Below are 13,568 nucleotides of genomic sequence, written 5' to 3'. Positions count from 1 at the left end.
GAGAGCCTCGCCATCTTGCCCGTCAAAAGGCCAGTGCCAGCAACAAAATTTCATTGATATTTCAAAAAGTTTACAAATTTTCAAAAAGATACTACTTTTTTTACGCTTTTTTTGGATGAGGTTTTATGCAACGCTTTTTGCCCACCGGAGCTACGACAGTTCTTCTCTTTTTAGTTCTCACCGCCCAAGCCGGAGCCGCAGAAGTACATGCCAAAGTACGTTCCGCATTAGGCGAAGCTTTGCGACAGAAAAAGGAATCGGCGGAATGGTCCGCCGTACGAATCGGCAATAAAATTTTTGAAAAGGATAGACTGAAAACCGGGAAAGAGTCCGAAATCGTAATGGCTTTGCCGGATGGCAGCATTGTCGTTGTGGAAGAGGAATCGGAAGTCTCCCTAGCCGAACTGAATACGAAAGAAAGCGCCCCACAGACACAAGTCGAAATCCTTTCGGGAAACATCAGCTTTTCCGCCCAAAAACAAGTCCATCAGAAATCCTCCTTTTCATTTAAAACAAAACACGCCGTGGCTGCCATCCGTGGAACGAGCGGAGTCGTAGCCATATTTCGCAATCAATCTATTTTTAGCCTTGCTTCCGGAAAATTGCAGATAAACAGCGATCTCTTCTTAAACGGCGGAGAAACGCTTCTCTTGGACTCTGCCGAGCACCGCGTCCTGCAGTTGGCATCTTCTGGAAATATAGAGTTCATCAAAAGCATTGAAGAAATCATCAAGGACTCGACTATCTCTTATCCCGAAAAGCTGGAACAAATCCTCAATGCGGATTCGATCTACCAAGAAAACCTGCAACGCCTACAATCGCAAGTTTCCTGCACCTTGGATATACTCCCCGATACGGTTTTCAATCCAACCATCGAGCTGAAGGGAAAGTGCTCCGCCCAAAACGGAACGCTTCACGGTGCGCCGTTGGCCTTTTCCCAAGATGGCATGTTTAACCAAACCGTGGAATTGGATTCAACCGGATTTGGACCGAAAATTTTTCATCTTCATTGCAATGTAAACGAATACCAAGTGCCTTGCGGCGAATTCAAAACGTATTTCACAATGCGTAAAATTACGACAGAACTGGATTCCTCTGCGGGTTTCCAACTGAAAACGCTTTCGCCGGTCATTGCCAGCAAAGACGGGATTCTTCTGGAAGGGACTTATAAAACTCGAGATTCCCTCGCCATTTTGCGCATGAACATCAACGGCCAAATCTCTTCGGGCAATTTGATTTCCGAAGCCGACGGGAAAGAGCACGCGTTTTCCTACCAGGTGCCCGTAGCCAACAAACAGGAATTTTGCAATTTTTCCAAATTGTCCGTAAATTTCGCCTCCATGGAACGAATCCAAAGGGAAGAGCTGGATATAGACGTTCAAAAGGTCTGCGCCCAGAAAAAACGGAGCGCATCCACAGTCCGTTTCAATTCCTACGATTCGCTGCGCTGCAACGCCGATTTTTTCGTTTCCAAAGCCCAAAATGATTCCGCATCGCTTGAAGTCCTTTTAGACGGAGCTTCCTATTTTAAAGAATCCATCTCCAAGAGCGCAAAAATTCGCGTTCCGTTAAAAAGCGGCATTCATGAATACAGCGTCGAAATCCAAAATTCGACAGGCAATAAAACCCGAACAACCAAAAGACTCGGCTGCTTCCCCGCCCAGAAATTCAGCATTTCCCTATTCGGAAATAAAACGGAAAAACTGAGAATCCCTCCGCCGCCATACGGTTCGACGGACGAAATCAGCAAGACTCTCCATTTCAAAATCCGCCTGGTCGAAAATGATCCCGAATATCTCACCCTTGTTTCCGTAACCCAAAACGGGCGAACGATTCTACGGGAAACAAACTCCCAAATACAAAGTCTGGATTACCAGATTCCTGTCACTTTGCAGAGAAACGGCAAGAACGTTTTTGAAATCAAAGTCCTTCACAAAAACGGTTCTTCGGAAACCGCCAGTAAAATTTACGAGGTTCGATAATGGCATTTCAAAAACGAACGGCAATCCTATTCTTCGCCGTTTCTTTGACCTTCGCGAGTACAGCTCTTTCCAGCGACCTCTCCCGAGTTTTAAGCAACGGCACATCGCCGCATTTCATTTCGGAATCGATAGTCGTCCAAGAAGGCGACAGTCTGGTTTTACCGGCTGGAACGGTTTTGCGCTTTGCCGCCAATGCGGGAATTGAAATCCGGGGAGGTTCTTTCGCTATTGCGGGCACTTCGGCAAATCCCGTGATTTTGGAATCCCAAGATTCCTCTGCGTCTTGGAAGGGAATTTCCATCGCCGAAAATACGCCGGTCATTTTACGCGGAGTACAATTCCAAAACGCCCAAGTCGCCATTTCGATGGAAAACGGAGTACTTGAATTGGAAAATGCGAAATTGGAAAATTCCAAGACAGCTGCGATTATCGCGACAAATTCCCTTTTGCACATTCGCCAAGCGGAGTTCATCAAAAACCGGACAGCGCTACTGCTTGCAGAAAACTCCAACGCCGGGTTTACCGATTTGACCGTGAAAGAAAATAAAATCGGTTTGCAATCCATGCAGAACACAACGATTCGAATCCATCGGGCTCATTTTTCGGAAAATGAAATTGCGCTATTCGTTATGGACGATTCTGAAATTTCGCCGAGCCAAACCGAAATTAAAAGCAACCGAGTCGGCGTTTTATCCCTCCAGGAATTGTCGTCCTCGCTTCAAAATTCGACATCCGAAAACCAAACGGATTTTTCTTCCGATTTGACGACGGCATCCACCCTCGTTCCCAATCTCGAAAAGAAGCCAGCAAATACGGAACAGCAGCGCGCCTGGAAGCTTTCGGGAACGCTTGCCGCCGAAATCGGATACCATCTTGTTTTTATGCGAAAGAATCGAACCCATGAAGATTTTATTTCCGGCAAGGACACCGTAAAAAAAGGCGACCGCTATGAAAATTATTTCCAAATCCCGGGAAAATTCGGAAACTGGTACGCCGAAATTTTGGCGGAAACCGCCGACGGAAAAACGCTCGAATTTTCTGCGGATCTTTCCAGCGATTCCTGGGACAAGTTCCGCGCCCACTCGGTAAAAACCGTTTATACCGATAAATTTCAGGAAATCGTCCTGGGCGATTTTTACCCGACCGGCGGAGAACTCTACCTCTCCGGAGTCAATGTTCTGGGCGCATCTTACGCATTGAATCTTTTTGAAAATCCGCTCGGCGAATCCATGCTCGCTTTTGAAATTTTCGGAGGCGAAACCAAAGCCCCGAAATACCTTGGCAAAAAAAATTACGCATCTTACAAAGATTACATCGAAGAAGGCGAAGCCGAACCGCAAAGCATGATCTTGGGCGGAAGCGTCCACTTGACTCCCGTTCACCCTTTGAATTTTGAACTCGGATTTATCGGCAGCAAGGATTACAAAGAAGATCCGTTTATTCGCGACGGAATGTCTTCCCGCATAAACACGGTAAACCCCTCCATTGATTCCAAAACTTTTTACGCCGACGTTTCTTGGAAATTCTTGGCAGACGCTTTGGAACTGCGCTTACAGACAGCTCTTGGGGTAGCCGACACCGCCGACGCAGCGATGCAACGCGCCATCAATCAGGTTTTTTATGAAGCGGGAATTTCCGTTTCCGACTTTGTCAAATTGCGTGAATTGATGAATCATCCCCAAAAGATAAAAACGCTTACCCGCCAAGAATTGGTTTCCCTATTCGGAGACAATGTCCTTCTTTCCCCCGATGAAATGCGCACGGAATTGAGCCGTTTAATAACCGAAGCAAAGAAAATCCAAAAAGAATTTGAAAAGGAAGATCCGCCGGAAACAAATCTTGGCGATTTTGAAGGGCAGAATTTGGCGTTCGGCCTTTCTTTGAAATACGAAAAAGGAAATACCGCATTCGAAGGATATGTCAAATTTCTCGGCGACGATTTTTACAGCGCGGGTTCCCCGGATCAAATCAACAACAAGCGGGAATTCGGCATTTCCTTGGGGCAAAAAATTCTGGACTTTTGGAAACTCGATATTCAATACGACCTCCAAATCGAAAATGCGGCGAACGGAAGCAAAAACAATATTTTCGGCTTTGGCGAAGGCACGAACTGGGGGCTATTCCCCGACAAAAACGCTTCTTGGTTTGACGAACACGAAACCGACGAAAACAGAACGCATTACATCCACACGGCTTCTTTAGCAAACCATTTCGATTTGACATCCCGCATAGCGTTTGACATCCGCTATGCCGCCGATTACCGCACAAGAAATCGTCCGACCAGACTTTACGCCAACTATTCGGCATCTTCGGGAATTTACAGTGACCCCTGGTTTCAACCGAGCAAGAAAGACAACATCATTGACGTCATCACCGAAGACGACACGTTAAAAATCGACGCGGACCGCTTTGCCTATTACTATTCGCTTTCCAAAGAACCTTACCTAGCAACGCGTTTTGAAGAACGTTTACTGAAACAAAAAATTTCTGCGGAGATCTTTCTCAAATTGCCTCACAACGATTTGCGAATCGGCGGAACATTTGCCTACCGCTACGATTTGTCCCATTTTGAAAAAGATTCGCTCATCGAGAAGCTGGATTTATCCGACAAGTCTTTCGGCATTTTAGGCTATTACTTTCATGGGAACGACTATGCGGAAACGAGCATTCCCCTTTCTTTTACCTCCAAAATTTCTTCGTTCCGCAATCATTTGAATTTTATGCCGCGATTCAAATTTTACAAAGCGTTCTCGATGCGGGAATACGAATGGAATTTTTCGGATTGCCTGGAAATCGAACTCTCCAAAAACTTCACCACATTGTTCCTAGAAGGCTCGTTTAGGGAAGAAATTTTCCGACGCAGCGAAGAGGATAACGCTTTGCGAGAACTCGAAATCGATGCCGAAGGACAAATCACCCTTCGAATCCACCATTCAAAAGCCCTCTATTCCGATTGGACGCTTGGTGCCGCTTATTATTACCGCCCGGACAATCGATCCAACGAATACAAGGACTTTCTAGGATCCGCATCCCTCCACTACGAATTTTAAAAGGAACTTTCCCATGAAACGATTTTTCCTATTCGCTTTTTTATCCTTCATTTTAACGACAAATGCTCACGCCCTTTCGTATTCTTGCGCCCAAGAATCGGAACGTTTCTACTGCCAGATAGGCATTTCTTCCGTCGAAGAATTTAACAATTTGAATAATTATCTAACCGAAAACGAATTCTGCTACCAAGCATGCGGAGACACTGTAGAAATATTTTCTACGGTCATCCGCCTGGAAGCGGATCTGAATTTTTCGTCCGAAGCGCCCGACAGCTCATGCTCTTCCAATTTGACTCCGATCAGAACTTTCTCCGGCACATTCGACGGGAACGGCAAAAAAATGTCTGGCATCTGCTTGAAAGTGGAATCCGAGAGTGAGATTTCGGAAGGCGGAGCGCCTTTGGGAATTTTCCAAAACAACTATTCCCATTTTGAATTGGAAGACACTTTAATCATCTCCGATTTGACCATTGAAAACGCTTATGTCGAAGGGCTTTCCAACGCGCCGATCTCCCTCCTTCTCGCCGAGAAGACCCTACCCGTCAAATTGGAACGACTCCATCTAAGCAATATCGCTATAAAAGCCGCGCAGACTTCCATGGCTGCGGAAAATGCGGCGAACGCAACCGGTTTGCTCATCGGTTACGACAACGCCCAATCGTCAACAGAAATCACCTCCGTTCATGCAGAAAACATTTCCATCCAATCCAATGACGCGTTGTACGTCGGCGGTTTTATCGGGCAAGCCGGATTTTATGACACCTATATCAAAGAATCTTTTGCGGAAATTCAAATCGAATCCTCGCCACAGGTTCCCCCGGAAGTCATCGAAGTCGAAAGCAAAATCCAAATCGGCGGCCTGATCGGTTCGGCAAACGCTCCTGTTTTTTTAAAAAACGATACGATTTCTCTTGAACAAAACTGGAACCCCGCGCAAACCTGGAGCTCCGACACGCTCAGTATCGGCGGCGTGCTGGGCTATTCGACGAACTCCCTGCAACTGCAAAACGTTTCGGTAAACGCCTCCCTGCTTTACGGTTCGGGATCGCAAAACGAGAAATCGCCAATTCTCGCCATGGGCGGCTTTTCCGGGTCGATTATCGGGCTGCTTGCCGTCCAATCCTCTTCTTTCAACGGAACTCTCACCGCCAATAATCTAAACGAGCAAGCGACAGTCTTTGCCGGCGGTTTTGCCGGAATCGCGAATTCTTCCTACGTGCTAAGAAATTCCTATGCAGCTTCCCCGGAAAAGCTTGTTTCCGCAACTTTTGAAAGCACCTTGCCAGAACAATCTTCTCCGATTGTTTTAGGCGGCTTGATCGGCTACGCAGGCATGGCCGACTCCGCTATCATCGAACAAAGTTTTGTCCGCGGGCAACTTGTACTGAACGCAACCGCCAACGTAACCCCACTTTCTTCGGTTTCCATCGGCGGTTTCCTCGGCGAAATCAATTCAAACGTATCGCTTTCAAACACCTATTTTGGGGGAACAATTCAAAATGACGTCGGCATAAAAAACAGCGCCCTCTTTAACGCTTCCCCCATGGATGTTCCGACTTTCCAAATCGAAAGCCACTATACTCTGGACACGCTTTCCAATATAACGCAGTTATTTTATACGGGAGAAGATGCCACTCTCGACACTTTTGCCGTTTACTTATACCATTCTCTAAAAGAAGCGGGCCTTCCCAAAGCCGCATCCAATTTGAACAACGGCACCAATCCGTCGTGGTATTATTCCAAAGCGGACAACGGACTTCCCCAGCTACTGAACACGCCCGCCCAAACCGGCTATTCCCCCACTTTTGAAGTTTCTTTTTTACAAACAACCGAAGACCAAATTGCAAAAGTTTTATATAAGGCCTATAGCGGAACCGACGGACATTTGGCATACGATTCCCTCGGAGCCGCCATCAAAGAAGAAGAATTGCCCTCTACTTATACACCCAATGCCGATTCCACAACATTATCATACTTTGCTTTTGATGGAACGATTTGGAAAAAAGATTCCTCCGTTGTCCTTTCGGCAAACACCGCTTACTATTTGGCAACCGTTACCGTTCCCCAAATTTCCTTTGCTTACCAAATCGAAACCGAGGGCGACGAATATTATACATATCTCGAAAACGCAACAAATCCTTATTGGTGGAACGGCGCATCCTTCTCCCTTTTCAGCAATGATTCGCTCCCAAAAATCATCTACCAAAAACAAGACCTAGACGGCACAGACGAGTTTATGTACACGAACTCGTGGATTATCTCCGAAAAAAGCGAAGAAATCGCCAGATGCCAAACGACGGAATGTCTTTTAGAGATCATCGCAACTTTTGGCTTTGAAGAAATTGTTCTGGTAAAAAATGAAACCGAGTCCGAATATTATTCATCAACGGAAATCGAGCTGAATGATTTGCAAAACGTTTCCCTCCAATATACATTCTTCGACGAAGTTTTCTACGACACGACGATTTCTCAGACGCTGCGGCTTCCCAAGCCCGCCTATTTGCAAATTTCTGCTGCCGAAATACCGGAGGATTATCCGCAGGACTCCGTCGTTGTCGTATTAAACGACACGTTGACCCTCGCCGTTGCTTTGAACGATTCCATACCTTTAGGCAACGGGATCACCATGCTGCAAATTTTCCCCAAAATAGAGTATTCCATCCGTTATGATTTTTCCGCCGTCTCCGAACAAATTTTCCGCACATCCGAATTGCCGACAAGTTATTTTTACAAGCAGGAAACACTCGAATTTCCCGAACTGAAATCCCTCTCCGCTTGCTACACGCCCGTCGAAGAAGCTGGCGATATTGTCGTCGAAGATCAAATCGGGTACATTTACAATTACCAGGGCGACATCGTCTTTTCTTTCCAAGAAATGGAAGATTGCGTAGTGGATACCAACGTCCTTTCGCTAGAGCTCGATTCCCTCGTAACGGTAAACCTCTCGCATTTTGGCGAACCCCTTTCCTACGAAAACAATCAAGTCTATCTCCCCGCCATGGAAAATTTGCCGATAGAAATCCGGGTCGCCGTAACAGACACCTCCGTCCTGTTGGATTCGATTTTACTGGATTATTCTCCGATCGCCGATTCCGAAACCGTTTACATTTCCAAAGACGCATTGCTCCAAGTCAAAACGTTCACAAAGCCTTTGCTGCCTACCGTTGCCAATCTTTCTTCCAATGTCCAATTCGCCGGCAGCGCTGTTCGCTTTGTAATGCAAGTCGAATCCAACGACACCATGGGTTTGAATTTACAGCTCCGCGTGTTTAATGCGTCGGAACTTCTTGTGGATACCACTTTTTCGGGCGAATCCCTATCCAACACTACATACGACTTCTACCCTCTCCCTCCCGGAGAATATAAAGCCAGCGTCCAACTTTCGAGTAAAAAAGAAGTCCTGGCCGAAAAGGAGCACGAATGGACGGTCGCATCCGTTTTAAATAGCGAAGTTTCTCCGCAATCGTGGCAGATCCTCTCATTCGGTGCATTGGCAGACACTTTCGACATTCTTCAAAAAAATATGACGGTCTATTTCTGGGATGAAGAAAATCCGATCGGAGATTATTGGCAATACCGCCGCTTGACGGATTTGAAACAGACTTCTCCGCAAAAAGGTTACTGGTTCTTCTCGGAAGATTCCGTTTCCTTGCCTTTGACGAACCAGCCACAAAAAGCCCAATCGGATACCGTTTCCTGGCCACTGAAGCATTATTACAGCGGCTGGAATCTGATTGCGAATCCTTACGCATGGAATCTCTACGCCGGCTCCGAGTCCGCATTCTTGGATGCAGAAAACGACGAATTCCCTTTATTCGCTTGGGACGCCAAGACGTCGGAATACCAGCCCGTCGATACGCTGAAAGCCTATTCCGGAGCCTGGATCTATGCCAAAGAAAACGCCGAATACCAGCTTTCTTCAAAACCGGTCTTCCCTTCTTCCGAAGTCAAATCGGTTCTCGCCAAAGAAAAGAAATCCCCAAGCGGGTGGGCGCTTCGTTTAAAACTGGAAAGCGAAAAATTCGGTAACGACACGTGGAATGTCATCGGATGCGGCACTCAAGACATCACGCTTCCCAAGCCGCCCGCCGGATTAGACCAAAGCGTTTTCCTTGAAATCCAAAGCCGTAAAGGTGCCGCTTCTAAAAGCATTCTGAAAAAGGAAAGCGATTTCAAATGGGACTTGCTACTGAAATCGTCCAAAGCGCAAGAAGCCTATTTTTCTGTCGAAGGCATTCAAGAGTTGCAAAACGCCGGATACAAGGCGACCCTTGCCGCCGAAGGACAAACTTACGCCCTCGAGGAAAATACGAAAATACCGCTATATTTTGCGACATCAGCAAAGTCGGCGCGGATAAACGTATCCAAAGCGTCGGAAACCGTTATATCCCAAGGCATCGAAGGATTGCGTTTTCAAGTTCTCGGCGACAACTTGCAAATCCGCTTCTCATTGCCGGAATCGCTTCAAAATCAAGAAGTCCACATCCGTCTCATCGATGCGCTGGGAATCGAAACGGACTTGAAAAAATTTAGCGGTTCTCTCGGCGAAAACCAAACCGTCTTGAATGCGCCCAAGCAATCAGGCGTCTATTTCCTGAACGTTTCCGTCGGAAAATTTTCCAAGACGCGTTCTTTGAAATTCTGACGCCCCTAAATCCATTCTCACAAAACGACAGGAGTCGCCAACGCGCGCTCCTTTTTCTTTTCGCAGAAATCTTCAAACGCAAAAAATTCAAAAGATTGACAAGCGGTTGATTGTTAAAATCAAAGTTTTTTTTCTCGGCATTCCTTTTCCCGCTCCAAAGCTTTGTTAAATTAGACCCGATGAAAGTTTTCTATCTGCTTTTATTTTCCGCGGCCTGCTTTTTGACCTCCTGCACCATGCCGCTGCGCCCCAGCTACGACAGAAGCGCCGGAGAATACCGACTTTCTAAGGGAGAGGAAAACACCAACAAGGTGATGCAAAGCGCATCGGGGGAAGCCTCGGAATGGATGCCGATCATCAAGCCCTGGATAGGCACCAAATACAAATACGGCCAAGCATCCAAAAGCGGAACGGACTGTTCCGGCTACGTCATGAACATCTACAAGGAAAAAACGGGAGTCTCGCTCCCCCACAGTTCCACCGCCATGTACGGCATGGGGAAAAAAATCGACAAGGACGAACTCAAGGCGGGCGACCTGGTATTTTTCGGCGGCGGCTCCGGAGTCGATCATGTGGGACTCTACCTTTCCGACGGCAACTTCACCCACGCCAGCACTTCCAAGGGCGTCATGATAAGCCCGCTTTCCGACCCCTATTGGCAGCCACGCTACAAAGGAGCACGCAGAATCCAATGACAAAAAAAATCGCATTCCAAGGACGCCGGGGAGCCTACAGCGAATCCGCAGCACGCTATCTTTTTGGAGAAGACATCGACGTGTTGCCCATGAACACCTTCGAAGAAATCTATCAGGCCATTGAAACCGGAAAGGCCGACGGCGGAGCCATTCCCATCGAAAATTCCACAGCGGGTTCCATCTACGAAAACTACGACCTGCTCGCCAAATGGCGTCATCCCATCGTGGGAGAAGTCAAGCTGCAAATCGAGCACTGCCTTTGCGCAAATAAGGGCGCGACCATCCAGACTCTGAAACGGGTCATGAGCCACCCGCAGGCACTCGCGCAATGCAGCCATTTTTTTGAAGAATTCCCCCAAATCGAAAAAAACATTTTCTTTGACACGGCCGGTTCCGCCGAAGAAGTCGCCAAGCGCGGCAACAAGACCGACGGAGGAATCGCCAGCACATACGCCGCAAAGCTCTATGGACTCGACGTTCTCCGCACCAATCTGGAAAACATCAAAGGCGTGAACTTCACCCGTTTTTACGCCATCCAAAAAGAGCCCCAAAGAATCGCCGAATCGGAAAACATCAAAACGGTCATCCTATTCGAACTCGCCAACGACGACAAGCCAGCGTCCCTTTATCACGCCATCGGCGCTTTTGCCAAGCGGGAAATCAACCTGACCAGAATCGAAAGCCGCCCGCATCCGGACAAGCCCTGGGGCTACATCTTTTACGTTTCCCTCATCGGCAATCCAAAATCCGAAAAGCTCATCGACGCTTTTGACGAACTGAACCAATACACCAATTTCACCTACCATCTGGGTTCCTTTGCCTGCGGCAAAACCGAGCGACTCAAATACGAAGGATAAAAGGATTAACCATGCGCACCGACAACCGCAAAGCGGACGAAACAAGAACCGTCAAAATCACCACGGGATTCATTTCTTCGGCGGACGGCTCCGTTCTCATCGAAATGGGCAACACCCGAGTCATCTGCAACGCCACGCTCCTTCCCGAAGTTCCCGCCTGGCTCGCCGGAAAAGGCCGCGGCTGGATCACCGCCGAATATTCCCTCTTGCCGCAAAGTACGGGAAAACGTGTCGAACGCGAACGCAAAGGGGCGTCCGGCAGAACGCAGGAGATCCAGCGCCTTATCGGGAGATCCCTCCGCGGGGCCGCCGACCTGAACCTTCTCGGCGAAAACGCCATCGTCGTCGATTGCGACGTCATTCAGGCCGACGGAGGCACTCGAACGGCAAGCATTATCGGAGGATTCGTCGCGCTGGCTTTGGCTCTCCAAAAAATCAAGCCGCGTTTGGGAATCGATGCGCAAATTTTAAAACACGCCGTCACCGCCATTTCCGTGGGCGTCGTCCATGGCGAACCGCTTTTGGACTTGTGCTATGAGGAAGACTCCGCCGCCGACGTGGACATGAACATCGTCATGCGGGACGCCAAGACGTTCATCGAAATCCAAGGCACGGGAGAACACGCCGACTTCGACCGACAAACGCTCGATGCGCTCATCGCGCTCGGAGAAAAAGCCTGCCGGGAAATCTACCCGCTCCAGATGCAGGCCATCGGAAACGCGCTGCCGTAGATAAGACCTCTATCCGTAACGCCCGAATCGCCGACGCTCGCCGCATGAAATATACGCCCACTACGTAAAAAGAACGGCAATCACCTTTGAATACGAAGTGCCCTCCATCGAAGAATTTCAAAAACGGATGGAAATCACCCAGCGACGTTACCCGTATTTGGTCATCCAGGAAAGCAATGCGATTCAAGGTTTTGCCTACGCCGGGAAATTTATCGGAAGAGCCGCCTACGACTGGTCTTGTGAAACCACCATCTACTTGGATCCCGCTGCAACAAAATGCGGATTCGGACGAATGCTTTACCAAGAACTGGAATGCAGGTTGCAAAAAATGGGCATTCGCAATCTTTATGCCTGCGTCGCTACGCCGGAAAAAAACGACGAATTTTTGACGACGAACAGTGCCGATTTTCACTTGCATCTCGGATTTTCCATCGCAGGAGAATTCCACCAATGCGGCTGCAAATTCGGACGCTGGTACAATATGCTCTGGATGGAGAAGCGCGTTGGAAACCATCCAGAAAAAGCCTCTCCGATTATCCCTTATCCGGAATTGTACGAAAAATCTGCCGTTTCGCTTTGACAGGATATTTTTACAAGGTACATGCGACTACAGAGCAAAACCCCTGATTTTGCATCGCCGTGCAAATATCGTTTGAACGCAAACTTAAATGAAAGCATCTTGCATCATTGCTTAATTATTTCAATTTGCCTTTGCGTAACTCCACTCTCCATATTCTACATCCCTGTAAATATGTGAGAGCATATTGTGTACAGCAAAAGTCTGACAAGATGTTCAGGGAAAGCTACGCATAAGAAAACACACAGTCTGCGACTCGTTCACAAGGTCGGAACCACGGACCTTGAATTCCTCCACGGTCGTCTTCACCTTCTGGCTGTGCGGAGCCACGAGAAGTGCGTCCGGAGAATCTATAAGCTTCCCCGGAATGAGTATTTTTGCGATACATTCAAATCCGTTGCACCATTTGAACCAGATTGTTTTTTACGTTATATTCAACAAAACCGTTTTTCTGATAGAAATCCATCAATCTTGTATTATTTTCACATTCCAAAAATACTATTCCACCACCTACAACATCCTGGCATTCCTTAACCTTAGCCATACAAATATCCAGCAGCTCATTACCCCTTATGGGATGACAAATTTTTTTTGAATAATTTTTCCCAAGCTGAGCAATAAGATACGAGGAAGCAACATAGACATTTCGATCGCTGTCATAAGAAGCGAATTTTGCCCACTTGCGCTTCGTCGTTTTGGAAATATTGTAGCGCTTAACCGCAACTTGGAAAAAATTGAGGAAGCTAATAAGGTGTATATTTCCAACCAAGGAGCCACCTTATGGCAGAAGAAAATAAACTTGAAAAACAGAAACGTCGCCGCCTGAGTGCGGAGGAGAAAGTCAAAATCCTGAGCGAAATTCTCCTCAAGGGCAGAGGCTTATCTGAACTTGCGGACGAGTACAAGATACATCCGAACAAAATTCTCGAATGGAGGAAGGTACTTTTCGAATCCGCTACGGGGATTTTCGAGCAGAAACGCCCCGACATAACCGAAAAGGCGAAACAGCGTAAAATAGACGTTCTCGAGAA

At 47.5% G+C, this 13,568-nt stretch carries 9 protein-coding genes; 8 read left to right on the top strand and 1 reads right to left on the bottom strand.

Translation table 11 applies throughout. The features are described 5' to 3' along the window. Positions 1 to 125: 125 nt before the first annotated feature. The 7 genes from B5D40_RS10920 to B5D40_RS10890 all read left to right on the top strand — a co-directional run bounded on the left by B5D40_RS10920 (position 126) and on the right by B5D40_RS10890 (position 12,540). A complete protein-coding gene (locus tag B5D40_RS10920; RefSeq protein WP_078776926.1) occupies positions 126 to 1,982 on the top strand; it encodes a FecR domain-containing protein in 1,857 nt (618 codons plus the stop codon). Next, positions 1,982 to 5,032: a right-handed parallel beta-helix repeat-containing protein gene (locus tag B5D40_RS10915; RefSeq protein WP_078776925.1), complete on the top strand. Its 3,051-nt coding sequence runs from the start codon at positions 1,982 to 1,984 to the stop codon at positions 5,030 to 5,032. Before B5D40_RS10920 ends, B5D40_RS10915 begins: the two co-directional genes overlap by 1 nt. 13 nt (positions 5,033 to 5,045) lie before the next feature. Next, positions 5,046 to 9,677, top strand: a complete 4,632-nt coding sequence (locus B5D40_RS10910) for a hypothetical protein (RefSeq protein ID WP_078776924.1) — start codon at positions 5,046 to 5,048, stop codon at positions 9,675 to 9,677. Between the two features lie 179 nt (positions 9,678 to 9,856). Beyond that, on the top strand, positions 9,857 to 10,372 hold the full coding sequence (locus B5D40_RS10905; RefSeq protein WP_095849510.1) for a C40 family peptidase: 516 nt from the start codon (positions 9,857 to 9,859) through the stop codon (positions 10,370 to 10,372). Continuing rightward, positions 10,369 to 11,229 carry a prephenate dehydratase gene (locus tag B5D40_RS10900; protein ID WP_078776923.1) on the top strand — a complete coding sequence of 287 codons (861 nt, stop codon included), beginning with the start codon at positions 10,369 to 10,371 and terminating at the stop codon, positions 11,227 to 11,229. Before B5D40_RS10905 ends, B5D40_RS10900 begins: the two co-directional genes overlap by 4 nt. 11 nt (positions 11,230 to 11,240) lie before the next feature. Then, positions 11,241 to 11,960, top strand: a complete 720-nt coding sequence (gene rph / locus B5D40_RS10895) for a ribonuclease PH (RefSeq protein ID WP_078776922.1) — start codon at positions 11,241 to 11,243, stop codon at positions 11,958 to 11,960. 97 nt (positions 11,961 to 12,057) lie between these two features. Further along, the gene (locus B5D40_RS10890; protein WP_233134243.1) at positions 12,058 to 12,540 is read left to right on the top strand and encodes a GNAT family N-acetyltransferase; all 483 of its coding nucleotides are present in this window, start codon (positions 12,058 to 12,060) and stop codon (positions 12,538 to 12,540) included. Between the two features lie 385 nt (positions 12,541 to 12,925). Here the strand turns inward: B5D40_RS10890 and B5D40_RS10885 are convergent, their stop codons facing one another. Further along, the gene (locus tag B5D40_RS10885; RefSeq protein WP_078776921.1) at positions 12,926 to 13,306 is read right to left on the bottom strand and encodes a GNAT family N-acetyltransferase; all 381 of its coding nucleotides are present in this window, start codon (positions 13,304 to 13,306) and stop codon (positions 12,926 to 12,928) included. An 11-nt stretch (positions 13,307 to 13,317) separates the two neighbouring features. On the opposite strand from B5D40_RS10885, the gene B5D40_RS10880 reads away from it, so the two are divergent. Then, the coding region (locus B5D40_RS10880) for a transposase (RefSeq protein ID WP_078776920.1) at positions 13,318 to 13,568 on the top strand (251 nt) is incomplete at its 3' end.

The organism is Fibrobacter intestinalis, assembly GCF_900167415.1.
Lineage (GTDB): Bacteria > Fibrobacterota > Fibrobacteria > Fibrobacterales > Fibrobacteraceae > Hallerella > Hallerella intestinalis.
Note: the sequence above shows the minus strand (reverse complement) of the source record. Positions and strands in the feature narration are given on the sequence as shown.

Bases quoted from the DNA above. Each gene is read 5' to 3' on its own strand.
- B5D40_RS10910 (WP_078776924.1), top strand. From the start codon at position 5,046: ATGAAACGATTTTTCCTATTCGCTTTTTTATCCTTCATTTTAACGACA.
- B5D40_RS10915 (WP_078776925.1), top strand. From the start codon at position 1,982: ATGGCATTTCAAAAACGAACGGCAATCCTATTCTTCGCCGTTTCTTTG.
- rph (WP_078776922.1), top strand. From the start codon at position 11,241: ATGCGCACCGACAACCGCAAAGCGGACGAAACAAGAACCGTCAAAATC.
- B5D40_RS10920 (WP_078776926.1), top strand. From the start codon at position 126: ATGCAACGCTTTTTGCCCACCGGAGCTACGACAGTTCTTCTCTTTTTA.
- B5D40_RS10900 (WP_078776923.1), top strand. From the start codon at position 10,369: ATGACAAAAAAAATCGCATTCCAAGGACGCCGGGGAGCCTACAGCGAA.
- B5D40_RS10905 (WP_095849510.1), top strand. From the start codon at position 9,857: ATGAAAGTTTTCTATCTGCTTTTATTTTCCGCGGCCTGCTTTTTGACC.